Source organism: Longispora sp. NPDC051575 (assembly GCF_040681875.1).
GTDB lineage: Bacteria > Actinomycetota > Actinomycetes > Mycobacteriales > Micromonosporaceae > Longispora.
On record NZ_JBFAZP010000008.1, the window covers coordinates 188,158 to 214,727 of the forward strand.

The window sequence follows — 26,570 nt, forward strand, 5'->3', positions numbered from 1 at the left end:
GGCGCCGGCCACTAGGCTGCTGATCATGACTGAGACGCCCACCCCCAGCGCCTATGTCCGGCGGCTCCCGATCGGCGAGCCCATCCCGTTCCCGGCCGAGGGCATCCCGAACTGGGACATCTTCCCGTTCGAGGGGGAGCTCCGGGTCAAGTCGCTGGAGCCGCCGGTGCTGCCGGAGCCGCCCCGGCACGGTGAGGTCCCGGCCGACTGCCGGTGCGCCGCCGGCCTGCCGGAGAACGCGATCTGGTCGGACGGCAACTGGGTGGTGCTCCGGATGTGGGAGGCCCCGTCGCTGCCGGCGATCGTGATGCTCAAGCCGGTCGCGCACCACGACCTCGACGACCTGCCGGCGCACCTGTCCGCCGAGCTGGGTCCGGTCATGCAGCGGGTCGAGAAGGCGGTCATGGGGCTGGGCGGCATCGCCCGGGTGCACGTCAACAAGTGGGGCGACGGCGGGGCGCACCTGCACTGGTGGTTCTTCGGCCGGCCCGAGGGCATGGTGCAGCTGCGGGGTACGTGCCTGCCGCTCTGGGACGACGTCCTCCCGGTCGTACCCGTCGAGGAATGGCACGAGACGAACCGGAAGATAGCGGCGGCGCTGGCCGTGGGCGGTGGCAGCGCTCACATCTAGCCTTTCCGCAGGCCGACCCGATTCTGCGAAAGCGCCCGCCGCCCAGTAGGATCGACCTCGTTCCCCGTCTTCGCGCGTAGGAGTGTCGTCAAGTGGCGAAGAAGCTGCACGTAGAGCTTGTGGCCGTTGAAGAGAAGGTCTGGACCGGCGAGGCCGAGATGGTCAGCGCCCGGACGACCGAGGGTGAACTCGGAGTTCTCCCGGGGCACGCCCCCCTCCTCGGTCAGCTGGCCGAGCCGGGCGAGGTAGTGATCAAGGGCACGGAGACCGGCGACCTGGTGTTCACGGTCAACGGCGGCTTCCTCTCGGTCACGTCCGAGGGGGTCACGGTCCTCGCGGAGTCGTGTGCCCCCGCCGCTGCCAAGTCGGCCGCGCACTAACCCCGGGCCGGACGCCGATGCGAGTGGTCATAGCGATCGGGATCGGCGTCCTGGCCCTGCTGTGTCTGCTCGCCCTGCTCTTCCTCCGCCGCCTCGTGATCTCCCGGGGCGGCGGAACTGTCGACATGTCGATCCGGCTCACGTCCAGCGTGGCGGGCCGGGGCTGGGCGGTCGGGATGGGCCAGTTCGCGGGCAAGGAACTCCGGTGGTACCGGCTGTTCAGCCTGGCCCCCAACCCGCGCCGGATCCTGCTCCGCCCCGAGCTGACCGTGGTGTCCAAGCGGGCGCCGGACGACTCCGAGCAGCTCGCGATGCCGGCCGACAGCGTCATCCTCCAGCTGAACAGCGGCCGGGGCCCGGTGGAGATCGCCATCGCGGACGCGGCGCTCACGGGCTTCCTGAGCTGGTTGGAAGCGGCGGGTCCGGGCCGGGGCTGAGCCCCGGGGGCGACAGCGAGAGGCCCCGTACCGCCGCCCTGGGGCGACCGCGCGGGGCCTCGGACGATCGGCTAACGCGACGCCGACTGCCGGTACTTGCGGATCGACAGCGGCACGAAGACGACCAGGATCAGCAGGATCCAGCCCACGGCCAGGAGTACGGGGTGCTCCCCGGTGAACCCGGGCGGCCGCTGGAGCCCCGCGTTGCCCCACAGGTCCCGCAGCGCCAGCACGATGGAGCTGATCGGGTTCCAGTCCGCCACGTACTGCAGCACCTTCGGCAACGTCGCCGTCGGGATGAACGCGTTGGACAGGAACGTCAGCGGGAACATCCAGATGAACCCGGCGCTCTGGGCCACCTCGACGGTCTTCACCGACAGGCCGATCAGCGCGGACACCCAGCTCATGGCGTAGCCGAAGCCGAACAGGATCGCGAAGCCGGCGAGGCCGCGCAGGATGCCGTCGTGGATCCGCCAGCCGACGAGCAGCCCGCACAGGGACATGACCAGTACCACGAAGACGTTGTTGAGCAGGTCGGACGTCGTCCGGCCGATGAGCACGGCGGCCCGGGACATGGGCAGGGACCGGAACCGGTCGATGGTGCCCTTCTGCAGGTCCTCGGCGAGCCCGATGGCGGTGATGGCGGCCCCGAAGGCCACGGTCTGGGTGAAGATGCCGGCCATCAGGTATTCCTTGTAGTTCACCCCCTCGACCTTGATCGCCCCGCCGAACACGTAGGCGAACAGCAGCACGAACATGATCGGCTGGATCGTCGAGAAGATCACCAGGTCCGGGATCCGCCGGAACTTGATCAGGTTGCGTTTCGCGACGACCCAGCCGTCGGTGAGCGCCATGACCACCGGGTTCACGCGGTCACCTCCTCCTCGGTCGTGGCCCGTTCGCCGGTGAGCTGCATGAACACGTCGTCCAGGGTCGGCCGGTGCACGGCCAGGTCCACGGGTTCGACCCCGGTGGCGTCGAGTTCGCGGACGGCGGCGACCAGGGCCGGCGCGCCCCGGGTGACGGAGACGGAGACCTGGTGGGTCTCCGTGTCGATCCGCGGTTCGCCGTTGCCCACCCCGCGCATGATCGGCACTGCCAGGTTGAGGTCGGTCGCGTTGCGCAGCGTGAGCGCCAGGCGTTCGCCGCCGACCGCGCGCTTCAGTTCGTCCGGGGTGCCGTGCGCGATGGAGCGGCCGTGGTCGATCACCACGATGTCGTCGCAGAGCTGGTCGGCCTCCTCCAGGTACTGCGTCGTCAGCAGCACCGTCGCGCCCTGCTTCACCCGCTCCCCGATCACGTCCCACATGCCCAGCCGGCTGCGCGGGTCGAGCCCGGTGGTGGGCTCGTCCATGAAGATGACCGGCGGCCGGGCGACCAGCGCGCCGGCCAGGTCGAGTCGGCGGCGCATGCCCCCGGAGTAGGTCTTCACGGGACGGTTGGCGGCGTCGGTGAGGTCGAACCGTTCGAGCAGCTCCAGGGCGCGGGCCTTGGCCGTCTTCTTGCCCAGGTGGTAGAGGCGGCCGATCATCTCCAGGTTCTCGTAACCGGTCAGGTACTCGTCCACGGCCGCGTACTGTCCGGACAGTCCCATGATCCGCCGCACCTGCTGGGGGTGCGCGAGAACGTCGATGCCCGCGACGGAGACGGTTCCCGCGTCGGGGCGTAGCAGGGTGGTCAGAATACGGACGGCCGTCGTCTTGCCGGCGCCGTTCGGGCCGAGCAGCCCGAACACGGTGCCCTCCGGGACGGCCAGGTCCAGGCCATCGAGTGCCGTGAGCTGCCCATAGGTCTTGACCAGCCCCTCAGCCATGATCGTCGGGGTCATGCGGGTAAGCGTATGCCGGCTAAGGTGACCCGATGACCGAATTTCATATTCTCGCCGACGACTCCGTCTGGCGTGCGCATTGGGAGCAGCGGGTCGCGGCACGGCACGCTGAGGCGGGCCTGCCGGCGGCCTCGCGGGAACAGCGGGTCACCTGGGTGCGGGCGCACCGGGACCGCGCGCTGCGGCCCGTGGTCGCGGCGGTGCACGATGGTCGGACGCCCGTCGGGTACGTGGCCGTCGGGCTGAACGGCGACAACGCCCGGATCGACGACATCTGGATCGATCCCGACCACCGGGGCCGGGGCCTGGGCCGGGCGGCCCGGGAGTGGGCGGAGAACTGGGCGCGCGAACAGGGCGCCGACCGGGTCTTCGTGCAGGCGCTGGAGGTCACCCGGCTGTTCGACGACATTCCGCTGCGCGCGCAGACGATGGCGAAGGCGCTGGGCGCGGCGCCGGAGCTGCCGGCCGGGGTGCTGGGGCGGCCGATGACGGCGGAGGAGTACCCGGCGTGGCTGGAGGTCGACATCCTCGGCTACCTGGCCGACATCGTGAACTCCGGCAGCATGGAGCCCGAGGCGGCCCGGCGCAAGGCCGACGAGGACTTCGCGGCGCTGCTCCCGCAGGGTCTGGACACTCCGGACAACACCCTGTGGACGGTCGAGGCGGGCGGGGAGGGCGTGGCCTTCATCTGGCTGAAGCACCACACGTCCGCCGGCCAGAGCTTCGTGTACTCGGTGTCCGCGTCCCCCGCCCACCGCGGCAAGGGCTACGGCCGGGCGGCGATGCTGCTCGGCGAGCGGGCGACCCTGGAGGCCGGGGACGAGGCGTTGCTGCTCAACGTGTTCGGCCACAACCGGGTCGCCATCAACCTGTACGACAGCCTCGGCTACGTCGTGCTCGACCAGTCCCGCTCGACGGAGCCGAGCGCCGGGTCGTCCTAGAGTGGTGCCGTGCCGGGCGGGCTACAGTCCGCCGCCCGGCACCCACTTCACGTCCCCGTCGGGGTTGGCCACCCGGCCGAGGATGAAGAGCAGATCCGACAGCCTGTTCAGGTACTTCGCGGCCAGCACGTTCGTCCGCTCCGGGTCGACCTCGATCAGCGCCCACACCCGGCGCTCGGCCCGGCGGGACACGGTGCGCGCCTGGTGCAGCAGCGCGGCGGCCGGGGTGCCGCCGGGCAGGATGAAGGAGTCGAGCTTCGCCAGCCGCCCGTTGAACTCGTCGCACCAGCCCTCCAGCCGGGTGACGTAGGCCTCGGTGACGCGCAGCGGGGGGTACGACGGGTTCTCGGTGATCGGGTTGCACAGGTCGGCGCCCACGTCGAACAGGTCGTTGTTGACCTGCGTCAGGACGGCGCGCACGTCGTCGGCCGGGTTGCCGAGCGTGAGCACCAGGCCGATGACGGCGTTGGTCTCGTCCGTGTCGGCGTACGCCTCGATCCGGGGGTCGGTCTTGGGCACCCGGGAGAAGTCACCGAGGCCGGTGCTCCCCGCGTCGCCGGTCTTCGTGTAGATGCGGGTGAGGTGGACTCCAGACATGCGGCCAGCATACGTAGTCTGGGCGGGTGGATCTGATCAGAGTGCACGGCGGGGTCCGGCTGTCCGGCGACGTGTCCGTGGTCGGCGCGAAGAACTCCGCGCTGAAACTGATGGCCGCCGCCCTGCTCGCCGAGGGCCGCACCGTCCTGCACAACGTCCCCCGGATCACCGATGTCGCGATCATGGCCGAGGTGCTCCGCAGGCTCGGCTGTGCCGTGGAACTGGTGACCGTCGACGACCGGTCGTGCGCCGTCACGATCGACTCTCCGGCCGAACTGGGCGTCGAGGCCGACTACGACCTGGTCCGCCGCCTGCGGGCCTCCATCTGCGTCCTGGGGCCGCTGCTGGCCCGCCGGGGGCATGTCCGGGTGGCGCACCCGGGCGGGGACGAGATCGGTTCGCGCGGGCTCGACATGCACGTGTCCGGGCTGGCCCGGATGGGCGCGACGATCACCAACGAGCACGGCTACGTGATCGCCAAGGCCACCCGGCTGCGCGGGGCGATGATCTGGCTGGACTTCCCGAGCGTCGGCGCGACGGAGAACCTGCTGACGGCGGCCGTGCTGGCCCAGGGTTCCACCCAGATCGACAACGCCGCCCGGGAGCCGGAGATCGTCGACCTGTGCGCGATGCTCACCGCGATGGGCGCGAAGATCGACGGCGCGGGTACGGCGACGCTGGTCGTCGAGGGGGTCGACGCGCTGTCCCCGGTCGTGCACCACACGATCGGCGACCGGATCGTGGCCGGTACCTGGGCGTTCGGGGCCGCGATGACCCGGGGCGACGTGACGGTGCACGGCATCGACCCGACGTTCCTGGAGTTGGCCCTGGACAAGCTCGGCCAGGCCGGCGCGGAGGTCACCGGGGTCGCCGACGGTTTCCGGGTCGCGATGTCCGACCGGCCGCGCGCCGTGGACGTGCGGACCCTGCCGTTCCCGGGGTTCGCCACGGACCTGCTGCCAATGGCGATGGGGCTCGCGGCGGTCAGCGACGGCGCGTCCCTGATCACGGAGAACATCTTCGACGGCCGGTTCATGTTCGTGAACGAGATGTCCCGGCTGGGCGCGGACATCCGGACGGACGGCCACCACGCGGTGGTCCGGGGCCGGGAGCGGCTGTCGGGCGCCCCGGTGCGGGCGACGGACATCCGGGCCGGCGCGGGGCTGGTGCTGGCGGGGCTGTGCGCCGACGGGATCACGGAGGTGGGGCAGAGCCACCACATCGACCGGGGGTACCCGGGGTTCCTCACCGACCTGCGCGGTCTGGGCGTGACGGTGGAGCGCGGGGTGGCCCCGGCCGACGCCGAGTTCGACATCTGACGGGTACGACGGCCCGCGCGCTCCGGCGGCACGGTCTCCCGGCGCGGGTCGGCACCCCCCGGGGCGGCCTAGCCCAGTACCCGTCGGGCCTGGTCCAGTTCGTCGTCGAAGACGAGCACCCGTACCCGGCCGTCCGGTTCGATCACCACGGTCGTGCGGATGTTGACCAGCGCCAGGGCGTCACGCAGGGTGTCCGCCGCGGCCGGTCCGTTCACGATCGCGACGTCGCGCAGCAGCCCGTAGTCCCGGGTTCCCGGCGGCCACGGCGCGTCGTCCCAGGCGATCCAGTCGACGTCCTGCGGGGCGGTCCGCTGCTCCGCCCGGAACGCCCAGCGCAGTATCAGCGCGAGGCCGCCGAGTACCGAGAAGGCGATCAGCGGGCCCGCGACCAGGGATAGACTCTCCGACCCAGGCACACACTCAGTGTGACATTTCACGTACTCACCGCGCAGCTACTCGGCCCACCTGAGTGACCGTTCAGTACGTGGGCACAATAGGGTCAGGGGGCACCCGGGCACGGGCCCACGGCTACCCCGGGACACGCTGACGAGAGGGGTACGGACATGGCGGGGCGACTCGCGGTGATCGGTGCGGGCCTGATGGGTTCCGGCATCGCGCAGGTGGCGGCTCAGGCCGGCTGGCAGGTGACGCTCCGCGACCTCACCGACCAGGCGACGGCGCGCGGACTGGCCGGGATCGAGGCCTCGCTGACCAGGTTCGCGGCGAAGGGCAAGATCTCCGAGAACGACGCGCACGCCGCGCTCGGCCGGATCTCCACGACGACGGACCTCGGCGACGCCGCCGACGCCGACATCGTGGTGGAGGCCGTCTTCGAGCAGCTCGAGGTCAAGCAGGAGATCTTCCGGGCCCTCGACAAGATCTGCAAGCCGGGCGCGGTGCTGGCCACCAACACCTCGGCCATCCCGATCACCCAGATCGCGGCGGTCACCGAGCGGCCCGAGTGGGTGGTGGGGACGCACTTCTTCTCGCCGGTACCCATGATGAAGCTCTGCGAACTGGTCCGGGGTTTCAAGACCTCCGACGAGGCGCTGGCGACCGCGCGGGCCTTCGCCGAGGAGATCGGCAAGACCTGCATCGTGGTGAACCGCGACATCGCCGGCTTCGTCACCACCCGCCTGATCACCGCCCTGGTGATGGAGGCCGTGAAGCTGGTCGAGACCGGGGTCGTGTCCGCCGAGGACCTCGACGTCGCCTGCAAGCTGGGCTTCGGGCACGCGATGGGCCCGCTGGCGACCACGGACCTGACCGGGGTGGACATCCTCACCAACGCGACCCGGAACATCTTCGCGGAGACCAACGACCCGAAGTTCTTCCCGCCGGAGCTGCTCCTGCGCATGATCGCGGCCGGTGACCTGGGCCGCAAGACGGGCAAGGGCTTCTACGAGTACGAGTAGCGCGCCGCCGCGGGCCGCACCTCCTCCGACGGGGTGCGGCCCGCGGCGTGTTTCCCGGACCGGGCGGCGGGCTGTCGCCGGTCCACAGCTGGTGACGTCGTGCGTCGCCGGTCGAGCGGGTCAGACCGGGCTGGCGGACCTCTCGGTGGTCTGCGCGGCGGGCAACGCCCGGTCATCAGTGGCCAGTGCGGAGGGATGCTTCCGCTCGGTGGCCTGTGCGGTAGGCAGCTCCTGCTCAGCGGGCAGTTCGCCTCCGGTGGCCGGAGCGGTGACCTCGTCCCCGCTGGCGGCGGGCTCCGGCAGTCCCCGGAGGAACACCGCGACGAGCACGCCCGCCAGCGTCCAGGCGAACGCCTGCACCGTCAGGATGTTGATCACGCCGATCCGCTCCGTGAACGCCCCGGACAGCCCGGCACCGACCAGCGACCCGGCGGACATCAGCACCCCGATGACCGCGAACACCCGCCCCATGAACGCGTCGGGCGTCTCCCGCTGGATGATCGTCATCAGGGCGGCCATGGCCACGGCGGCCGGCACGCCGACGAGCACCCACAGGCCGAGCTGCGGGGCGATCGCCGGGGTGAACCGGGGCAGGGTGAAGATCGCCAGGTCGACCAGTCCGAAGACGATCAGGCCGGTGATGAGGAGCCGGAGCGTCGAGAACCGGGCGGCGAACCAGCCGCCGGTCAGCCCGCCCAGGATGCCCCCGACGGCCTGCGCGGACATCAGCAGGCCGAACTCCTGGGCCCCGCCGTGCAGGCCCCGGTCGACGAAGATGGCGAACGTCGCCATGATGATGCCCTCGCCGATCGCGCCCACGGTGAGCACCAGGAGCAGGACGCTGAGCACCCGGCTGCCGCGGATCAGGCGGAGTCCGCCGACGAACTCCCGGCCGAAGTGCCGCTCCGGTGCCGCGCCCGTCTCGCTGTCGAGGACCACCTCCGCGCGGTGCCGGCCCGGGATCGCGGCGACGAGGCCGGCGGCGGCCAGGAACGTGGCCCCGTTGATCAGCGCCGAGCCGGCCAGGCCCAGGTAGACCGACGACAGGCCGCCGAGCGCCGGGCCGACGAGCCGGGCGAGGTTGTTGTTGAGCTGGTTGAGCGAGTTCGCGGCGGTCAGGTCGGTCGCGTCGACCAGTCGGGGCAGCATCGCGCCCTCGGCCGGCTGGGTGAACTGGCTGATCGCGCCCTGCAGGAAGATCACGCAGTACACGACGGGTACGGCGTTGCCGCTGTGCACCAGGGCCAGCGGGACCATCACCGCCGCCTGGAGCAGGTTGCCGACGATCATGACCGTCTTGCGGTCCCACCGGTCCACGTACACGCCGGCGAACGTGCCGAACAGCAGGCGGGCCGACACGCTCGCGACCACCGAGCCGGCCATCGCGGCCGCGGAGCCGGTCAGCTGGAACACGTAGATCGGCAGGGCGATCATGAGCAGCCAGGTGCCGGTGAAGGAGATCAGCCCGGAGGTCCAGAGCAGGGCGAAGCCGCGCTGGCGGAACAGGGAGAGGGAGCCCGTTTGCATGGCGTCATCGTGACACCATCAAGTGATGTCACGCAAGACCCTCTTTGGTGTCAGTGCTCGTCGACTTGACGTCAGAGTGCCGCCGGACCCTCTCGGTGCCCGGTCGCCCGGCCCCGCTCCGGCCTCCGCGTCGTCCCCGGTGGGGCGGGCCGCCGAGGGATCCCGCCCGCCGCTACCCGTCCCGCCGGCTCGTCCACCGGAACGTCAGCATGCACAGCCCGAGCCCGATCACCACCCACGCCACCAGCACCAGCGCCACCCGGCCCAGCTCCCAGCTGCCGGCCGGTTCGAACGCGGCCTGCGCCTCCGGCAGGAACACCGACCGCATGCCCTGACACATCCACTTCAGCGGGAACAGTGCCGCGACCTGCTGCATCCAGCCCGGCAGGGAGGTGAAGACGAAGTACACCCCGGAGATGAACTGGAACACCAGCGCGATCGGGGTGACCACGGCCGACGCCCCGCGCCCGGTGCTGACCAGGGACGACGCCGCGATGCCGAGCAGCGTGCAGCCCGTGATGCCCAGCACGAACACCCACGCGAACGTCAGCCACTTCGCCGGGTCGGTGGGCAGCGTGACCCCGACGAACAGCACGGCGTAGACGAGCAGGAGCGCGGTGCAGATCGCGCCGATCGCCAGCACCATGAGGATCTTGCCCAGGAAGTACGACGCCTTGGGCATCGGCGTGCCCGCGAGCCGCTTCAGTACCCCCTTGTCGCGTTCCATCGGGATCTGCATGCCGAGCCCCTGGAACCCGGTCGCCAGCAGCCCGGCGGCGATCATGCCCGTCACGATGTACTGGCTGTAGCGCACCCCGGAGTCCAGCTCGCCGGGGTAGATCAGGCTGAAGATCGTCACCATGATGATCGGGAACGCGAGGGTGAACACCACGGACTCGCGGCTGCGGAGGAACTGCTTGATCTCCAGCCGGCCCCGGCGCACCCCGAGGGTGAGGACGTTCATGACCGGGCTCCCGTCGAGATCATTTCCAGGTACACGTCCTCCAGCGTCGGGCGGGTCACCCGCAGCTGCGGGATCTCCCCGCCCAGCTCGGTGGCCAGCGCCGCCACGTAGGCGGTGGGCTCGGCGGTCTCCGCGCTGCGCGGGCCGTCCGGGGTGCCCCAGTGCACCGTGGCCGGCCGGTCGGCGCGCCTGCCCAGGGCCGCCGGGGTGTCGACGGCCACGAGCCGGCCGGCGCTGATCACGCCCACCCGGTCGGCGAGCGCCTCGGCCTCCTCCAGGTAGTGCGTGGTGAGGACGATCGTCGTACCGGCCTGTGAGAGGCCCTTGATCAGTCCCCAGAACTCCTGGCGGGCCTGCGGGTCGAAGCCGGTGGTCGGCTCGTCGAGGAAGAGCAGCTCGGGGCGGCCGATCACGCCGAGCGCCACGTCGAGCCGGCGGCGCTGGCCGCCCGAGAGGGTGCGGGCCCGGGCCTTCCGCTTGTCGGAGAGTCCCACCAGTTCGATAAGCTTGTCCGGGTCGTCCGGGTTCGGGTAGTAACCGGAGAAGTGCCGGAGCACCTCCTCGACGGTCAGCTCCTCGAACTCCCCGGTGCTCTGCAGTACGACCCCGATCCGGGCGCGCCACGCGGCGGTGGGCTTCGCCGGGTCGGTGCCGAGCACGCTGACCTGGCCGGCGTCCCGCTGGCGGAAGCCTTCGAGGATTTCGACGGTTGTGGTCTTCCCCGCGCCGTTCGGCCCGAGAAGGGCGAAGATCTCGCCGGTGTGGACCGTCAGGTCGAGACTGTCGACCGCGACGAACCTCGGGCGGCCCCCTCGTCCCGGACTCCGCCCGGTCGACTCGTCGGCCGCCGCCGTCGATTTATATGTTTTTCGCAGATCTTGCACATGTATTGCGGCATCAACGAGCACGTCAGACACTATGCCTGAACGTCTTCCTGCTACTTCGGGTGGAGGCGTGAATCGGTTCCGGGGATGACGTACCCAGGGGAATGCCCTGAGAGAGTTCAGGGGCGAGACCGGAGGCGCAACCTTCGGCGGGCGGTTAGCGTCACCTAGAGGAGCAGCGGAAAGCGCGGAGCACGCGATGAGGATCGGGGGGCGATCATGCTGAGACTGGTAGACGGGGGCGAGCGGGTCACGCTCGTCGGGCGGTTGGACGGACAGACGGTCGCGGGCATCCGCGAGCAGCTGCACGCCGCGCTCGCCGAGGGACATGGTCCGCTCGTCGTGGAACTCTCGGCGGTGGACATCATCGACGCGGCGGGGCTGGGAATGCTGGTCGCCGCTCAGCAGAAGGCTGTCCGGGCCGGGCGTCGGATCGTGTTGCGGGGCACCCCGGCCCGGTTCGCCCGGCTGTTGCGGGCCACCCGGCTCGACCGCGTCCTGCCCGACGAGGGTGCACTATTGGCGGCGTGACCAGCATCACGGGAACAGACTTAGTTACCGTTAAGTAGAGTCAGGCCATGGCAGACCGTCCCTGGCTGATGCGGACCTACGCGGGGCACTCCTCGCCGGCCCGGAGTAACGAGCTGTTCCGGCGCAACCTGTCGAAGGGGCAGACCGGGCTCTCGGTCGCCTTCGACCTGCCGACCCAGACCGGATACGACCCGGACCACGAGCTCGCCCGCGGCGAGGTCGGCCGGGTCGGGGTGCCCGTCGCGCACCTCGGCGACATGCGGACCCTGTTCGACGGGATCGACCTGGCCGCCGCCAACACCTCGATGACCATCAACGCGCCGGCCATGTGGCTGTTCGCGCTCTACGTGTCGGCCGCCGGCGGTGACGCCACCCGCCTTTCGGGCACGACCCAGAACGACATCATCAAGGAGTACCTGTCCCGGGGCACCCACATCTTCCCGCCCGGCCCGTCGCTGCGCCTGACCGCCGACCTGGTCGCGTGGTCGGTGAAGCACGCGCCCAAGTGGAACCCGGTGAACGTCTGCTCGTACCACCTCCAGGAGGCCGGGGCGACCCCCGTGCAGGAGGTCGCGTTCGCGCTGGCCACCGCGATCGCCATCCTGGACGAGGTGCGGGCCCGCGCCGAGGTCACCGACTTCGCGGCCGTCGTGCAGCGGATCTCCTTCTTCGTCAACGCCGGGGTGCGGTTCGTCGAGGAGATGTGCAAGATGCGGGCGTTCACCCAGCTCTGGGATGAGATCACCCGGGAGCGGTACGGCATCTCCGAGCCGAAGGCCCGCCGCCTGCGGTACGGGGTGCAGGTCAACTCCCTCGGCCTCACCGAGGCGCAGCCGGAGAACAACGTCGCCCGGATCGTCCTGGAGCTGCTCGGCGTCACCCTGTCCAAGGACGCCCGGGCCCGCGCCGTGCAGCTGCCCGCCTGGAACGAGGCGCTCGGCCTGCCCCGGCCCTGGGACCAGCAGTGGAGCCTGCGGATCCAGCAGATCCTGGCCTTCGAGTCGGACCTGCTGCACTACGAGGACCTGTTCGCCGGTTCGCACGTCGTGGAGGCGAAGACCGCCGAGATCGCCGACGGGGCGCGCGCCGAGTTGGACCGGGTGCTGGAGATGGGCGGCGTGGTGGCGGCCGTCGAGTCCGGTTACCTCAAGAGCGCCCTGGTGTCCTCGCACGCCGAGCGCCGCCGCCGGGTCGAGTCCGGCGAGGAGACCGTCGTCGGGGTCAACAAGTACGCGGAGACGGAGCCCAGCCCGCTGACCGCCGCCGGGGCCGCCCCGATCGAGCAGGTCGACCCGGCGGTGGAGGCCGCGGCCATCGCCTCGCTGAAGGAGTGGCGCCAGGACCGCTCGCAGCCGGCCGTGGACGCCGCGCTGGCCGAGCTGCGCCGCGCCTGCCGCACCGACGAGAACCTGGTCGACGTGAGCATCGCGTGCGCGCTGGCCGGGGTGACCACGGGCGAGTGGGCCCAGGCGCTGCGCGAGGAGTTCGGCGAGTACCGGGCGCCGACCGGGATCGCCGGGGTCTCCGCCGACGGCGGCGGGCTGTCGGAGGTCCGGGCCCGGGTCCAGGCAACCTCCGCCGAGCTGGGCGGGCGCAAGCTGCGGCTGCTGCTCGGCAAGCCGGGCCTCGACGGGCACTCCAACGGCGTCGAGCAGATCGCCGTCCGGGCCCGCGACTGCGGGTTCGAGGTCATCTACCAGGGCATCCGGCTCACGCCCGGCCAGGTGGCCGCCGCCGCGATCGAGGAGGACGTCGACCTCGTCGGACTGTCCATCCTGTCCGGAGCGCACCTGCAGGCCGTCGCCGACGTGCTGGCGGGGCTCGGCGACGCGGAGATCCCGGTCATCGTCGGCGGCATCATCCCGCCCGAGGACGAGGCCACCCTGCTCGCCAACGGCGTCTCCCGGGTGTTCACCCCGAAGGACTACGCGCTGACCGACATCATCGACGAGCTGGTCACCGTGATTCGACAGGCGAACAATTTACGGGATTAATTCACTCATGCCTATGGATGGAGACAAGGCCCGGGTGGATGCCGGACACTGCGGAAGTATGGTCCTGCGCTAGCTGCCGTCCTGTTCGACCTCGACGGAACCCTCGTCGACAGTGAGTCGGTCTGGGACGAGGTCTTCTGTGAACTCGCCGGTCGGGCCCTGCCCGCCGAGCTGCTGGCCCGTACCGACGGGCTCGGCGTCACCGCCGCGATGCGGCTCCTGCACGCGGATCTCGGCTGGCCACTGCGTACCGCGCCCGCCAGCGCGGTATGGGTGGAGCGCCGGGTGGCCGAGCTGTTGTCCACCGGCACCCGGTGGCGGCCCGGGGCCGTCGAACTGCTGGCCGAGCTGCGCGCCGCCGGGGTGCCGACCGCGCTGGTCACGGCCACCCGCCGCTGCGTGGTGTCCCGGATTCCCGGTCTGGTCGGCTTCACCGTCGTGGTGTGCGGCGACGATGTCACCCGGTCCAAGCCGCACCCGGAGCCGTACCGGGCGGCGATCCGTTCGTTGGGGGTGCCGGCCGGGGCGTGCGTGGCCGTGGAAGACACCGTGATCGGGGCGACGAGCGCCGCCGGGGCCGGGTGCGCGGTGCTGTTGGCGGCCGAGGAACCGGTGCCCGGGTACACGTGGACGGAGAGTCTACACGGCGTGAACGCTGAGTACCTGCGGAAACTCCTCCCGTGTCCCGCCTGATGGGATGCTCGTGAGTCCGACATGACCGAAGGGCGGGCAGCATAGGATCATCTCGCCCGGCCGGGTACGGCCGGGCGTTCCATGCTCGAAGCAGAATGGACCCTGCCCGGTGACGATCGTCCAGGACCCGTGCTCCACGATGGCCTCGTTGGGGATCGCCCAGATGGGAGACCCGCAACTGACCAGGGTCGCCCGGCGCCTCACGCTACCAACGGAACGGGCCCGCGCGGAACAGGTCGAGGAGGCACTCCTCCTCGCCGCGGAACGCGTCCAGCTGCACCACCCGTTCGCCAACGGGCTCGGGGTCGCGGCCAACCAGCTCGGGTACGCCGAGGCCGTCGCCGTCGTCCGACCGCGCGAGGGCGGCTACCTGACCTTCTTCAACCCCCGGATCATCGAGCGCTCGGTGGAGCACGACGAGCAGTACGAGGGGTGCCTGAGCTTCTTCGACGTCCGGGGCCTCGTACCGCGCCCGCTGCGGATCGTCGTCGCGCACACCGGGATCGACGGGGTGGCGCTCAAGTCGGAGTTCACGGCCGGCCTGGCCCGCCTCGTCGGCCACGAACTCGACCACCTGGAGGGCCGGCTGTACACGGCCCACCTGCGCACGCCCGTGATGCCCGTGGAGGAGTACCGCCAGATCCGCCGCGACTGGGACTACGGGGGGAACTAGCGGCGCCGGGGGCGGCCCGGCTCCCGGCGCCGCGTCCGCGGCGGTGGCCCGTGGTCGACCTGTGTCGACCACGGGCCACCGTGGCTAGAGCTGCAACTCCAGGTGGTAGCAGCTGTTCGTCGCCCGCTCGTCGAGCACCCGGGTCACCTGGCCGGTGACCGAGGCCACGAACAGCGGACCATTGGTGGCGTTGAACACGCCCGCCCCGACGTCCACGACGTTGAGGACGGCCGGGTCGGCGCAGTGCCGGGACACATTGGACGGTCCCTGCGCGACGATCTCCGCCTCCATCGCGGCCCGCACGGTGGCCGCGTTGGCGTTGATCTGCGCGAGGGTCATGCCCGCCGTGGCGGTCGTGAACCGGTTGACGACCGCGCGGCCCGGCGCCTGGTACAGCGCCAGCTGGTTGGCCGTGTTCTGCGCGACCGTGCGCGCCGGGTTCACCAGGTTGTTGAACATCGCCCGCGCCTGGTCGGCCGGGGTCCGCGCCGTGCTGGTGATCGTGGCCGTCGGCTGGCCGGCCGCGCGGAGCCCGTTCTTGATCGCGGTGATCATCCGGCCGTCGACCGACGCCTGGTTGGCCTGCGCGCCGAAGCCCACGGTCACATCCGCGATCGCGCCGACCTGGTTCCTGCTGCTCGCCGCGATCAGGTGCGTCGCGCCCGCCGGCGGGTTCTGCAACAGGTTGCCGGCGACCCGGACCGGGCCGTGCTGGCCGACGGTGGTGCCCGCCGGTACCGGGTGGCTGAGCAGGGCCGCGCCGATCCGGTTGTCGTAACCGGTGCCGCTGGCCCAGTACACGTCGATGGTGCCGGCCTGCTCCAGGTCGTGGTCCTTGACCTCGAAGCGCAGGTCCAGCCCGCCCTGGGTGTTGTTCCACGCCAGGCGCGGCTCGACCTGGTCCTTGATCTCCTCGACGAAGTCGACGACGACCTGGGAGTCCAGGATGCCGTCGGCGACGTTGGCCACCCCGAGGTCGACCTGGATGGTGTCGCCCTTCTTGTCCACCTTCAGCTTCAGCTCGCGCCACTGGGTCGCGCCGCTGCCGTAGTCGAACGCGCCGAGGCCGAGGCCGTTCATGCTGTTCGTCTCCACCGTGGAGTCGCCGCCCTGCTGGCTGCGGATCGACACCCGGTAGTAGTCGTTGTACTCGCTGCCGAAGTACCCGCCGGGCACCTCGCTCGTGATGAACCGGAACCGGATCTTCACGGCCACCACGTCCGGGTCGGTGGTGAAGGCCCGCGACACGGACTGCTCACCCTGCCCGGACGTGCCCAGCGTGAGGTCCTTGTCCACGACCGGATCCATCAGGCCGGCGGGCGGCTGGCCCGTGCCGCCCTGGGCGGCCGGGGTCATCAGCGGCGGCTGCGCGTGCTGGGGCAGGGCCGGCGGGGCGCCCAGGCCGGCGAAGTACGGGATGCCCTCCACGTGGTCCTTCACCTGGACCGGCGCGCTCCCGGTGTTCCAGCCGGCGGTGCCCTGGCTGAAGTCGTTGTTCTTCACCGGACTCGGGGCCTTGAACCCGTGCAGCTCGACCACGAACTGCGGCCGGGACGAGAAGTCGCCCAGCACGCCGAGCCGGTTGCCGCTGGCGGTGGCCTTCACCAGGACCGTGCGGGCCGACACGTTCGGGATGGCCAGGACGCCGGTGGTCGTGGTCGCCTCGGTGTACACCGACTGGTTGTCGGAGAGGCTGACCCGCACGGTCACCGGGTCGGTCACCGGCTGCTTGGTGACGTCGTCGACCACCCGGACGTTGACCGTGGTGCTGCCGGCCCAGACGGTGTCGGTGCGGTAGAGGGGGCGGCCGACCGTGTCGTACCCCTTGAAGGAGATGACGTTCTTGCCGGACACCAGGCGGTTGGTACCCGCCGAGATCTTCCCCGCCGCCACCGTGGTCGGCACCGAGGCCCCGTTGACGGTGAACGAACCGCCGGACTGGTCGGCGTCGAAGGCCGCCCCGGTCAGCGTGTAGGCCACCTCGGCTGACGTCGGGTTGAACGCGGACGCGGACAGCCCCGCCAGGGCCAGCGCGCCGTCGGGCAGCACCTGGTCGAGCGGGTTGTCGCTGGCGAGCCGCAGGCTGGTCGCCGCGCCCAGGTTGCGGTTCGCGCGGGTCGAGTCGGCGCTGTCGATCACGCCGTTGCGGTCGGTGTCCGCCCAGGGGGAGTAGCCCGGGTCGCCGGTGTGCTTCCCGTGCAGGCCCGCGATGGCGGACAGGTCAGCCGCGTCGACCACGAAGTCGCCGTTCGCGTCGCCGACGAGGGTCTTCACCAGCTCGTACCCGCCGGTGGTGCCGAAGTTGCCCTTGATCTGGATCTCGTAGTTGATGCCCGTGCACAGCGTGGCCAGCCCGTAGTCGGAGGCCTCGCCGGGGGAGTTGATGGTGTGCGCGCCGAGGATGTCGGTGGTCTCGGTGGTCTTGCGGACCCGGATGATGCCCGGGTTGAGTCCGCTGCCGGCCGGGGCCTCGACGGAGAAGCCGACGAGCACGTCGCCGTGCGCGTTGGGCGTGTAGTCGGTGCCGGGCAGGCTGAAGACCAGCCGGTCCTGGGCCTCGGCGGTGCGCAGTTCGCCCGGGTTGACGGCGAACGCGGGCGTGCCGGTGCGGTCGACGGTGACCGCCGGGGCGGCCGACGCCGCCGTCGGACCCAGGGGCACGGCCAGAACTAGGGGGACGAGAACGGCCAGATAACGCTTCTTCACGTTTCCTCCTGACACATCGGGAAGGTGTGTCAGAGCGGAGCTTATCCATACCGTTACACGGGGAGACTGTCAGATATTCATCTGAGCTGATGACTTGACGTCCGTCTACTCTCGACTGTCGACCTGCCGCGAGGCGTGCCCCGGCTCGGCGAAGGACCACTCCAGCCGGTACCGCGCGTGCAGCGGCGGCGCGTCGGTCTCCCAGCAGTACTCCACCACGCCGTCCTCCGTCGCCTGGAGGATCGGACTCAACTCGCCCCGGTCCGAACTGGTCATCAGGATCTCCACCCCCCACACCTCGGGCAGCAGCTCCTCCGGGAAACGCATCCGCACCGACAACCGGTCCGTGGGGTGCCGGATCGCGCGCTGGAACCAGGAACCCCACTTCTCCCGCTCGACGCTGTAGGAGTACTCGATCCAGGTCCGCTCGCCCGGATACAGCGGGAACCGGCCGAGCGCGTTCTCGAACAGCAGCCACACCTCCTTCAGCGTCGGGAGGTCCAGGTTCGGCACGCACTCCATCGTCAGGCCGCGGCACGTCGCCCGCAGGTCCAGCTCCGGCCACGTCAGGGGGGCCGTCGCCTCCTGGTCGGCGGCGATCTTGATGAAGTACCGGGCGACCGGGTCGGCCTGGCCGTTGAAGAGCTGGCGGCGGATGGTCACCCAGTACCGCTCGCCGTCGTAGCGCATCAGCGCCTCTTCGTGCTCCACCGTGAGGTCGGTGGCGGTACCCCGCTCGACGGGCGGCGGGGCCGGGGTGGTGGAGCGGCGGGGGCGGGAGCCGTCGTACAGCCGCCAGAGGCCGAGGAGTTCCCCCTCGGCGCGTAACACGTCGTCGGCGCGGCGGGCGAAGTCCTCCGTGGGTCGGTGCCGGCCGCTCTCGATATGGCTCACATAGGACGGGTCGAACAACATCAGGGCGCCGAGCTGCTTTTTGGACAGACCTCTGCGCTCCCGCCAGGCTGTTAACTCCCGACGGAAGGTACCCATAGCCTCCTGGGCCGACAACTCCACATACTCCAGCTTGTCTGGCGGGCGGTGATCGCGCTACCCCGCTTCAGCGGATGAGAAAAGTCAACGAACAACTCACCACCAGACCACCGAGAACCGTGAGGGCCACGGTGCCGACCCCGGTGCGCTGCCCCCGGAACCGTGCCATTCCCCAGACCACCAGCGGAATCCCCGCGAACGGCGACAGGAACACCGCCAACTGGGCGAGCAGGTTCGACAGCAGGGTCTCCTCGTCCCCGAACCCCAGCACCAGCCGGGCGAGTCCGAAAATTGACGCAGCAACAATTGCTCCAATAAGGACCGCTACAATCCCGCTGTACTTCATGGGATCCGGCGACCACTCACCCCGCCGGGCGCGGGCCATCAGATCCTTCGCCGAGGACAGCCGTTCCTCCATGTCGGTACCGGCCGGCGGCACCAGCACCTCGGGCATCTCACCCATCCGCTTGGCCATCCGCCGGCCCACGTACGACCGGACGTCGCGCCACACCCGCTCCGCCGTACTGTCCGCCCGCTCCACGTCCTCCTGCGCGCGGGCCAGCTCCTCCTGCCGGCTGACCAGCGCCGCCCGGGCCGCCTCCAGCCGGTCCTCGACCCGCCGGGCCGCCGCGTCGTGCTCCTGACCCGCCCGGCGGGCCTCGGCGTTCGCGCGCTCCAGGGCGCCGGCGACATGGCCGACCAGCGCCCGGTACTCCGCCACGGCTGACATATCAGTGCACCTCGTACGGGATCATGATCTCGGGCACCCGGTGGTGCGCCCGGTCGAAGAACAGGGCCCGGTTCTCGCGCGGATACCAGGCCGGGCCGCCCTGGCCCGGGTACAGCGAGGCCAGCTCGTTGCCGTGCACGTCCAGGGCCACCCACGCGCCCACCACGTCCAGCCGGGCCGCCGTACCCCCCAGGTCGTCCTTCAGCCGGGACACCGAACGCCACCAGCCCAGCACGTGCGTGCGCCGCTCCGGGCCGGACTGCATCACCCGGCGCAGGTTGACGTGCCCCGGACCGGCGAGCTGCGAGGCGGCGGCGTCCACCGCGTACACGATGAGGTAGTGCGGGGCGCCCGAGTCGTCGGCCGCCGCCTCCCGCAGCACCTCGGCCAGGTCGTCGCGCAGCGCCGCGTCGGCGTGCCCGGCGCCCCACAGGTGCCCGATCACCGTGGACGCGGCGTCCACCGCGTCGGGCTCCAGGCAGACCACGGTGAACCGCGCGGTGCCCGGGGCGTGCTGGCGGGCCAGGGACAGCACCGCCGCGCCCAGCACCGCGCACGCCTGACCCACCGTCGTGCCGAGCACCGCCAGGTTGCGGCCGGGGGACCGGCCCAGCCGCACGTGCGCGGGCTTCGCGGCCACGTCGATGGTCTGACCCACCCACGCGATCGGGTCCCGGCCGCCGTCCGGCGTGTGCCGGGGCAGCGGCGGCACGTGGCTGCCGTCGAACAGGATCGGCTCCGGCGCGTCGGGATCCCGCCGGGACCACAGCCGCTTCTGCAGGTCCTCCCAGACCGCCCGGCTGCCCGCGTCCGGCACCCGGACCACCCGGTTGGCCGGCAGCACGCCCGAATCGGGGTTCACCACCGCGTGGTAGCGCGGGATCACGTCGGAGACCAGGTTGTTGTCGGCCATCATCCGCCGGGCCTTCGGCAACGCGATCCGCAGCGTGAACTGCGAGACCAGCGCCGAACGCCCCCACAGCGCCTCGATGCCGCCGATGTCCTGGCTGGCCAGCACCAGGTGGATGCCCTGCGACCGGCCGCGCCGGGCCAGGTCCTCCATCAGGTCCGTGGCCTCCGCCGACACCGGGTCGCGCATCGTGGTCAGCAGCACCTGGAACTCGTCGATCACGGCCACGATCCGGGGCCACCGGCCACCCGGGTCCTCCGTGCGCAGCTCCTCCAGCTTCGTCGCCTCGTGCCGCTTGGCCGCCTCCGCCCGCCGGCGCAGCTCCTCGGCGAGGAAGCGCAGCAGGGCCAGCCCGAACTCCCGGTCGGAGTTGACGTTCACCCCGACCAGGCGCACGTGCGGCAGCCAGCTCGGATCCCGCCGGCCCCGGGCGAACCGGGCGAACGACACGCCCTCCTTGAAGTCGAGAAGATACAACTCCAGTTCATCCGGGGAGTACCGGCTGCACAGGGCGCCCAGCCACGCGTACAGCAGATTCGTCTTGCCCGAACCCGAAGGCCCGCCGATCAGCGCGTGCGGCGGCGCGTCGCCCAGCGCCAGGTCCACCAGCCGCCCGTCGGCCGCCTCCCCGATCGGGGCGACCAGGCCCGTCGCCGAGGACTCCGTCCACAGCTTCTCCGGCAACAGGTCCGCGAACAGGCCCGGCGCCGGACCGGCCGCCACGACCTCCGCGATCCCCCGGCACGTCCGCGTGATCAGCTCGGCCGGCGGCGCCGGATCCAACGAGATCCGCATCGGGCCGGTGACACTCGTCGTCAGCTTGTCCAGGTCGACCGTCTCGGCCGGCGACGTCGGCACCCCCACCGTGATCAGGTGCACGCCGCACGCCGCGCCCGTCCGCGCGATCCGGTCCAGCTGCGCGCGCTGCCGGTCCGACAGGTCGTCGACCGCGTCCCCGATGCTCCCGTCGCCCAGCAGCACCGCCACCCGCCACGGCTCCGGCCGCCGGCCGGTGGTCGCCGCCAGCTCCCGCAGCGACGTGAACTCGCCCGCCAGCACCGTCTCGTGGATCCGGCGGATCTCCTCCACCAGCTCGTCCAGCAGGCCGGTCAGCGCGCCCGGGCCGTAGAAGTTGGCCAGCCCGGCGGGGCTGAGCGCCGCGAACCCGGCCAGGGAGCCGCCGAGCTGCTCCGGGTCGTACACGCTCAGCCGCAGGCCGCCCGGGGCCGTGGCGCCCAGCGCGCGCAGCAGCAGGGTCGCCACCACGCCCACTGCGCGCGACGGGTCGCCCTCGACCGCCAGATGCGCGTGGTCGAGGAGGGGCAGCAGGGCGGGGATGTCGGGGGAGACCGCGCCGATCCGGTACAGCGCCGGGGCCGTACCCCGTTCCGGTCGGGTCGGGGTCCAGCCCTCCCACGGCGCGCTCGCCGCACCGGGGGCGGCCGTGACCACCAGCTCGCGGATCGCGTTCGTCCGGGCGGCCAGCTCGGTGCCCGCCACGTCCGTACTCGCCGCGCGGGCCGCGCTCAGCCCCACGGCCAGCTCGTCGCGCAGCCGCAGCACGTCGTCCTCCGTGCCGCGCAGCCGCAGTTCGCTGTCGGTCAGCGCGTCGGCGGCGGCCGCGGCGGCGGCGCGCGCCGCGCCCCTGGCCTGACCGAGCGCCCGACCGACCTCGGCGGCCACCGCCGTCCGTGGACTGCGCATGTTCTACTTTTCCTCGGTCTCGGGCAGGGACAACGACTCCGGCGGCCGGCGCAGCGTGGCCAGCAGGGCCCCCACGAGCACGGCGCTGCCGGTCGCGGAGTCCACCGGGTGCTCGGGCACCCCGTGGTTGCCGTGCGTCGGCTCGGCGTGGCAGGCGCGGCCCAGCAGGATGTCGGGCAGCTGCGGCGGCAGGCCGGGCAGCGCCTTCAGGGTCAGTTTGTCGAGCCGCCTGCGCAGCTCCGGCACGTCCGCCGGGCCGGGTTTGCGGCCCAGCAGCTCGCCGGACAGCTCCTGGATCAGCGGGGCGCACAGGGCGGTCAGCCGCAGCCCGATCGCCGGACCGGCCTTCCACAGCTGGACCCGGAGCGGCTTCGGCTCCTCCTTGCGGACCAGGGCCGCGACCCGGCGGAGCAGCTCGGCGGCCGGCGGCGGCTTCTCGTCCTCTTTCTTGTCCACCGGATCGTCGAGCCCGGTCACGACGTCGACCCGGGTCTCCCACCAGTCGTCGAGGGCGGGGGCCTGCTTCGGCTCCACCTTCGGTTTCGGGCGTTCCTGTTCCTCCTGGCGGGCGGGCAGCACCGTGGGGGCGGGGCCGGCGACCCCCAGACCGATCGCTCGCTGGTACTCCGCGAGGGTCTCCTGGGCCCGGGCCAGCGTCGCGAACGCCTGCTCCAGGTTCGTGGTGGCGGCGGCGAGCTGGCTCAGGCCGATGGAGCGCCCCGAGGTGTGCAGGACGTAGCCGAGCAGCCCCGTGGCGGCCTGCACCCGGTCGGCGGCCTGGCGCAGTTCGTTGAGGGGGAGCCCGGCGGACACGCCGTTGAGGGTCGCGCCGAGTTCCTGGATGACGGACATGGCCGGCTACAACGTCGCGACGTACTGCTCGGCCTGCTCGACCGCCGCCGCCGTCGCGGCGAGGCACTCGTCGAGCTCCAGCGCGGCCTGGGCGAGCGCGGCGTGGCAGGCCAGCACCGCGTCGTGGCCGCTGCCGTCGAGGGCCACGGCCAGGGCGCCCTGCGCCTCGGAGAGTTTCTCCCCGGCGGCGGCCACGACCTCCTGACCCTCGAGGACATGCTCCATCGCGGTGTTGATCGCGGCCTTGACCTCGGCAACGCTTGCCAAGCGGCACCTCCTGAGGTGTGAGAGTCAACTGTCCCAAAATGAACGGACCACCGCTAGTAACCGCGCCGGTCCGGGGCTTGAATGAAGAGCTAGAACAGGTCGGACAGCACCACGGGCTCCAGCCCCTTCGCGCGCAGGCCCGCGATGATGGCCGGCAGGGCCTGGTCCGTGACCGGTGCGTTCACGTCCGTGCAGTGCATGATCACGATAGAGCCGGCCCGTACGGTGCTCAGCACCGCAGTGGACACCGCCTGCGGGTTGGTGGCGAACGGGTCCCCGCTCACCACGTCACCGTCCACGACGGTCACGCCGAGCTGGCCGACGGCGGCGAGCGCGGCCGGGTCGTGGCACAGGCCGGGGAAGCGGAAGAACCGGGTCTGGCGGCCGCCGTACGCCTCCAGGGCCGTGAAGGTCCTCGCCACGTCGGCGGTCATCTCCGGCGGCGGCACCTGGCCCAGGGTGTAGCAGCGCGGCGTGAAGCCCCGGTGGCTGTAGGAGTGGTTGGCCAGCTCGAATGTCGGGTTCGCGGCCAGTCGGCGGGTGAACGCCGGGTACTCCTCCACGAACATGCCCGACATGAAGAACGTGCCGGGCACCTTCTCGCGTTCGAGGACGTCGAGGACGCGGGTGTTCGCGTACGACTTCACGGAGCCGGCCCGCAGCTTGGCCCGCATGTCGGCGGTCAGGTCGGCGTCGAAGGTGAGCGCGACCCGGTTGCCGGTGCGCCTGCCGAAGTTGACGACCGGCGCGGGCCGACCGGACGGCGCGGCCCCGGGCGTCGGCCGGGCGCTCGGCGACGGGGTGGGGGAGGGGCTGGCCTGCGGGGTGGTGGCGGACACCCGGCTCGGTTCGGCGGCCGGCGCGGCGGCGGCACCGCAGCCGGCCAGGAGCGCGCAGGACAGCAGGGCCACGACGGTGAGGGGTGCTCGCACCCGTTTACTCTAACCAGACATTCGACGGCGCCGGCGGCGGTTCAGCAGCCACCACGCCGCGACGAACAACCCGGCCAGGCAGAGCAGCACCAGGATCGGCACGATGATCGCCACGAGCGACATCACCACGCTGGTGAAGTCCTCCGCCGTGGACACCACGGGCGCGGCGACCCCGATCGACATCGTGTTCAGGATGGGCCGGGCCAGCGCCTTCACGCCGTGCACCACGAGGGCGACCACGATGCCCAGCACGATGGACACCCACTGGTGCCCGCTGAAGAACGAGCCCGGGTCCTGCACGCTCACGGTCTCCGAGGTGGACGCGGCCCCGAAGGCCAGCCCGCCGGCCGTGGGCCGGACCACGGTCTGCACCACGTCGTTGACGCTGTCGACCACCGGCACCTTGTCGGCGACGACCTCGATCAGCAGCAGGACGCCGAGGATGATCAGGACCCAGCCGTTGGACAGCCAGCTCCAGCCCTGCGGCAGGTTGATCAGGTCGGTGTAGCGCCCGAGCAACCCCATCAACAGCAACGGGATGTACGCGTTCAGCCCGGCCGAAGCCGCGAGCCCCGTACCGGTGAGCGCTTCGAGCATGGGTCGACGGTACCCCCTGGAGGGCCGTGGTCCCCGGTCCTCGGTGCAATTCGCCGCCGGTGCCGTCGGCTAGAACAGGGTCAGCTCGTCCTTCTCGATGCCGCGGAGCCGGTCGTAGTCGACGGTCACGCACCGGATGCCCCGGTCGTTGGCCAGCACCCGGGCCTGCGGCTTGATCTCCTGGGCCACGAACAGGCCGGACACGGGGGCCAGCAGCGGGTCGCGGTTGAGGAGTTCGAGGTACCTGGTCAGCTGCTCCACGCCGTCGATCTCGCCGCGCCGCTTGACCTCGACGGCCACGTGCGCGCCGTTGGCGTCCCGGCACATCAGGTCGACGGGGCCGATCGCGGTCGGGTACTCCCGCCGGACCAGGGTGAAGTCCCTGCCCATCGCGGTCGGGTTCTCGGCGAGCAGGACCTGGAGGTGCGCCTCGACGCCGTCCTTGCGCAGCCCGGGGTCGACGCCCAGCTCGTGCGAGGTGTCGTGCAGGACCTCCTCGATGGTGATCCGCAGCTCCTCGCCGGCCTTGTTGATCACCTTCCACGCGCCGGGGGCCTCCTCGACCCTGCACGGCGGGGACATCCAGTTGAGTGGCTTGTAGGCCCGGTCGTCGGCGTGAATGGACACGGAACCGTCCGCCTTGATCAGCAGCAGTCGCGTGGCCATCGGGAGGTGTGCGGTGAGGCGGCCGACGTAGTCGACCGAGCACCGAGCGATGACAAGACGCACCCGCTGAGGGTAACGGAGACCCGGCGAAACAGGCACTTCACGTCCTTGGCATCGATAGTCATCGAGGTGTCTGCTGTGGGGAATGCTGTTTGATCCTGGGGATTCATGTTCAACCATGATGGGAATGATTGCCATGCACCTCCGGAAACTGGCCGTGCTGGGGCTCCTCGCGGGGCTGGTCGGGCCGAAGATGCGGGACGCGCTCAAGGCCACCGGCCGGCCCATCCTCTACAGCATCTGCGAATGGGGCGCCAACCAGCCGTGGAACTGGGCCCAGGACGTCGGCAACTCGTGGCGCACCACCGGTGACATCTCCGACAACTGGTCGAGCATGGTGTCGATCCTGCACCAGAACGAGTCGCTGGCCCCCTACGCCCGGATCGGCGCGTGGAACGACCCCGACATGCTGGAGGTCGGCAACGGCGGGATGACGGACGCCGAGTACCGGTCGCACTTCAGCCTCTGGGCCATGATGGCCGCGCCGCTGCTCATCGGCTCGGACCTGCGGACCGCGAGTCCCGAGACGATGACCATCCTGAAGAACGCCGACGTCATCGCCCTCGACCAGGACCCGCTCGGCCGGCAGGCGACCGTCGTGGCCCCCGGCGTCTACGCCAAACCGCTCGCCAACCGGGACCGGGGCGTCGCCCTGTTCAACGAGAGCAACACCGCGAAGACGATGGGTACGACGGCCGCGGCGGTCGGGATCGGCGGCGCGACCTCGTACGCGGTAAAGGATCTGTGGTCGAAGGCGACCAGCACGAGTACCGGCACGTTCAGCGCCACGGTCCCCGCGCACGGCACCGTCGTCTACCGGGTCACCCCCGGCGGTCCCGTGCCACCGCCCACCGGGATCTCCCAGCTCGGCGACCTGTCCTGGCGCAGCGCGATCAACGGCTGGGGCCCGGTCGAGCGGGACCGCAGCAACGGCGAGCAGGCGGCCGGCGACGGCCGGACCCTGACCGTCCAGGGGACCACCTACGCGAAGGGCCTGGGGGTCCACGCGACCAGCGACATCGGGTACTACCTGGCCGGGCGCTGCTCCACCCTCGTCGTGGACGTCGGCGTCGACGACGAGTCCGGCTCCAACGGCTCGGTGGCGTTCCAGGTGTACCGGGACGCGGTGAAGGTCGCCGACAGCGGGGTGGTCCGGGGCGTCGGGGGCGCGGTCCGGCTCACGGCCGACCTGACCGGGGGACAGGAACTGCGGCTCGTCGTCACCAACGGCGGGGACAGCGTGGACTACGACCACGCGGACTGGGGCGGACCGGTGCTGACCTGCTCCTGAAGTCCACAGTATGAGAACAACTTCCCGCTGATTGGGAACGATGGTTAGCGT

Annotated in this window: 27 protein-coding genes; 11 read left to right on the plus strand and 16 right to left on the minus strand. The window is 71.3% G+C overall.

Annotation, left to right across the window (positions count from 1 at the left end; translation table 11 throughout):
- Positions 1–25: 25 nt before the first annotated feature.
- From AB0M43_RS25010 to AB0M43_RS25020, 3 genes are all read left to right on the plus strand, one after another.
- Positions 26–631 carry a hypothetical protein gene (locus AB0M43_RS25010; protein WP_363728186.1) on the plus strand — a complete coding sequence of 202 codons (606 nt, stop codon included), beginning with the start codon at positions 26–28 and terminating at the stop codon, positions 629–631.
- A 92-nt stretch (positions 632–723) separates the two neighbouring features.
- Positions 724–1,011: a F0F1 ATP synthase subunit epsilon gene (locus tag AB0M43_RS25015; RefSeq protein WP_363728187.1), complete on the plus strand. Its 288-nt coding sequence runs from the start codon at positions 724–726 to the stop codon at positions 1,009–1,011.
- A gap of 17 nt (positions 1,012–1,028) precedes the next feature.
- Entirely contained in the window at positions 1,029–1,448 is a 420-nt protein-coding gene (locus AB0M43_RS25020; RefSeq protein WP_363728188.1) for a DUF2550 domain-containing protein, read from the plus strand.
- Between the two features lie 71 nt (positions 1,449–1,519).
- Here the strand turns inward: AB0M43_RS25020 and AB0M43_RS25025 are convergent, their stop codons facing one another.
- Both AB0M43_RS25025 and AB0M43_RS25030 read right to left on the minus strand, forming a co-directional pair.
- A complete protein-coding gene (locus AB0M43_RS25025) occupies positions 1,520–2,317 on the minus strand; it encodes an ABC transporter permease (protein WP_363728189.1) in 798 nt (265 codons plus the stop codon).
- On the minus strand, positions 2,314–3,276 hold the full coding sequence (locus AB0M43_RS25030; RefSeq protein ID WP_363728190.1) for an ATP-binding cassette domain-containing protein: 963 nt from the start codon (positions 3,274–3,276) through the stop codon (positions 2,314–2,316). The genes AB0M43_RS25025 and AB0M43_RS25030 overlap by 4 nt, the downstream gene beginning before the upstream one ends.
- A 32-nt stretch (positions 3,277–3,308) precedes the next feature.
- Here AB0M43_RS25030 and AB0M43_RS25035 point away from each other — a divergent pair, with 32 nt between their 5' ends.
- The gene (locus AB0M43_RS25035) at positions 3,309–4,217 is read left to right on the plus strand and encodes a GNAT family N-acetyltransferase (protein ID WP_363728191.1); all 909 of its coding nucleotides are present in this window, start codon (positions 3,309–3,311) and stop codon (positions 4,215–4,217) included.
- A gap of 21 nt (positions 4,218–4,238) precedes the next feature.
- Here the strand turns inward: AB0M43_RS25035 and AB0M43_RS25040 are convergent, their stop codons facing one another.
- Positions 4,239–4,814, minus strand: a complete 576-nt coding sequence (locus AB0M43_RS25040; RefSeq protein WP_363728192.1) for a cob(I)yrinic acid a,c-diamide adenosyltransferase — start codon at positions 4,812–4,814, stop codon at positions 4,239–4,241.
- Between the two features lie 26 nt (positions 4,815–4,840).
- Between AB0M43_RS25040 and murA the strand changes: the two genes are divergently transcribed.
- On the plus strand, positions 4,841–6,133 hold the full coding sequence (gene murA / locus AB0M43_RS25045; RefSeq protein WP_363728193.1) for a UDP-N-acetylglucosamine 1-carboxyvinyltransferase: 1,293 nt from the start codon (positions 4,841–4,843) through the stop codon (positions 6,131–6,133).
- A 68-nt stretch (positions 6,134–6,201) separates the two neighbouring features.
- On the opposite strand, the gene AB0M43_RS25050 is transcribed toward murA, so the two are convergent.
- A complete protein-coding gene (locus tag AB0M43_RS25050; RefSeq protein ID WP_363728194.1) occupies positions 6,202–6,549 on the minus strand; it encodes a hypothetical protein in 348 nt (115 codons plus the stop codon).
- 147 nt (positions 6,550–6,696) lie between these two features.
- Between AB0M43_RS25050 and AB0M43_RS25055 the strand changes: the two genes are divergently transcribed.
- Entirely contained in the window at positions 6,697–7,548 is an 852-nt protein-coding gene (locus AB0M43_RS25055; RefSeq protein ID WP_363728195.1) for a 3-hydroxyacyl-CoA dehydrogenase family protein, read from the plus strand.
- 120 nt (positions 7,549–7,668) lie between these two features.
- On the opposite strand, the gene AB0M43_RS25060 is transcribed toward AB0M43_RS25055, so the two are convergent.
- The 3 genes from AB0M43_RS25060 to AB0M43_RS25070 form a co-directional block, all read right to left on the minus strand.
- Positions 7,669–9,075 (minus strand): MFS transporter, encoded by a 1,407-nt coding sequence (locus AB0M43_RS25060; protein WP_363728196.1) that lies wholly within the window; start codon positions 9,073–9,075, stop codon positions 7,669–7,671.
- Positions 9,076–9,247: 172 nt separating this feature from the next.
- Entirely contained in the window at positions 9,248–10,039 is a 792-nt protein-coding gene (locus tag AB0M43_RS25065) for an ABC transporter permease (RefSeq protein ID WP_363728197.1), read from the minus strand.
- Complete coding sequence (locus tag AB0M43_RS25070) at positions 10,036–10,812, minus strand: ABC transporter ATP-binding protein (protein WP_363728560.1); 777 nt, start codon at positions 10,810–10,812, stop codon at positions 10,036–10,038. The genes AB0M43_RS25065 and AB0M43_RS25070 overlap by 4 nt, the downstream gene beginning before the upstream one ends.
- Before the next feature lie 330 nt (positions 10,813–11,142).
- Here AB0M43_RS25070 and AB0M43_RS25075 point away from each other — a divergent pair, with 330 nt between their 5' ends.
- The 4 genes from AB0M43_RS25075 to AB0M43_RS25090 all read left to right on the plus strand — a co-directional run bounded on the left by AB0M43_RS25075 (position 11,143) and on the right by AB0M43_RS25090 (position 14,814).
- Positions 11,143–11,454 (plus strand): STAS domain-containing protein, encoded by a 312-nt coding sequence (locus AB0M43_RS25075; RefSeq protein WP_363728198.1) that lies wholly within the window; start codon positions 11,143–11,145, stop codon positions 11,452–11,454.
- A 47-nt stretch (positions 11,455–11,501) separates the two neighbouring features.
- On the plus strand, positions 11,502–13,448 hold the full coding sequence (locus AB0M43_RS25080) for a methylmalonyl-CoA mutase family protein (protein WP_363728199.1): 1,947 nt from the start codon (positions 11,502–11,504) through the stop codon (positions 13,446–13,448).
- 81 nt (positions 13,449–13,529) lie between these two features.
- The gene (locus AB0M43_RS25085) at positions 13,530–14,141 is read left to right on the plus strand and encodes an HAD family phosphatase (protein WP_363728561.1); all 612 of its coding nucleotides are present in this window, start codon (positions 13,530–13,532) and stop codon (positions 14,139–14,141) included.
- Between the two features lie 109 nt (positions 14,142–14,250).
- Entirely contained in the window at positions 14,251–14,814 is a 564-nt protein-coding gene (locus AB0M43_RS25090) for a peptide deformylase (protein WP_363728200.1), read from the plus strand.
- A gap of 84 nt (positions 14,815–14,898) precedes the next feature.
- Here AB0M43_RS25090 and AB0M43_RS25095 read toward each other — a convergent pair whose 3' ends face one another.
- From AB0M43_RS25095 to nucS, 9 genes are all read right to left on the minus strand, one after another.
- Entirely contained in the window at positions 14,899–17,520 is a 2,622-nt protein-coding gene (locus AB0M43_RS25095; protein ID WP_363728201.1) for a hypothetical protein, read from the minus strand.
- Between the two features lie 105 nt (positions 17,521–17,625).
- Positions 17,626–18,510 (minus strand): helix-turn-helix transcriptional regulator, encoded by an 885-nt coding sequence (locus tag AB0M43_RS25100; protein WP_363728202.1) that lies wholly within the window; start codon positions 18,508–18,510, stop codon positions 17,626–17,628.
- Between the two features lie 67 nt (positions 18,511–18,577).
- Complete coding sequence (locus AB0M43_RS25105; RefSeq protein ID WP_363728203.1) at positions 18,578–19,240, minus strand: hypothetical protein; 663 nt, start codon at positions 19,238–19,240, stop codon at positions 18,578–18,580.
- A 1-nt stretch (position 19,241) separates the two neighbouring features.
- Positions 19,242–21,854, minus strand: a complete 2,613-nt coding sequence (locus tag AB0M43_RS25110) for an FtsK/SpoIIIE domain-containing protein (RefSeq protein WP_363728204.1) — start codon at positions 21,852–21,854, stop codon at positions 19,242–19,244.
- 3 nt (positions 21,855–21,857) lie between these two features.
- A complete protein-coding gene (locus tag AB0M43_RS25115; RefSeq protein ID WP_363728205.1) occupies positions 21,858–22,706 on the minus strand; it encodes a hypothetical protein in 849 nt (282 codons plus the stop codon).
- 6 nt (positions 22,707–22,712) lie between these two features.
- Positions 22,713–22,973, minus strand: coding sequence for a hypothetical protein (locus AB0M43_RS25120; protein ID WP_363728206.1), 261 nt, complete (start codon positions 22,971–22,973; stop codon positions 22,713–22,715).
- An 89-nt stretch (positions 22,974–23,062) separates the two neighbouring features.
- On the minus strand, positions 23,063–23,905 hold the full coding sequence (locus AB0M43_RS25125) for a polysaccharide deacetylase family protein (protein WP_363728207.1): 843 nt from the start codon (positions 23,903–23,905) through the stop codon (positions 23,063–23,065).
- Between the two features lie 9 nt (positions 23,906–23,914).
- Positions 23,915–24,502, minus strand: a complete 588-nt coding sequence (locus tag AB0M43_RS25130) for a DUF4126 domain-containing protein (RefSeq protein WP_363728208.1) — start codon at positions 24,500–24,502, stop codon at positions 23,915–23,917.
- 69 nt (positions 24,503–24,571) lie between these two features.
- Positions 24,572–25,231 carry an endonuclease NucS gene (gene nucS / locus AB0M43_RS25135; protein WP_363728209.1) on the minus strand — a complete coding sequence of 220 codons (660 nt, stop codon included), beginning with the start codon at positions 25,229–25,231 and terminating at the stop codon, positions 24,572–24,574.
- A 124-nt stretch (positions 25,232–25,355) separates the two neighbouring features.
- On the opposite strand from nucS, the gene AB0M43_RS25140 reads away from it, so the two are divergent.
- Positions 25,356–26,519 (plus strand): NPCBM/NEW2 domain-containing protein, encoded by a 1,164-nt coding sequence (locus tag AB0M43_RS25140; protein ID WP_363728210.1) that lies wholly within the window; start codon positions 25,356–25,358, stop codon positions 26,517–26,519.
- Positions 26,520–26,570 lie beyond the last annotated feature (51 nt).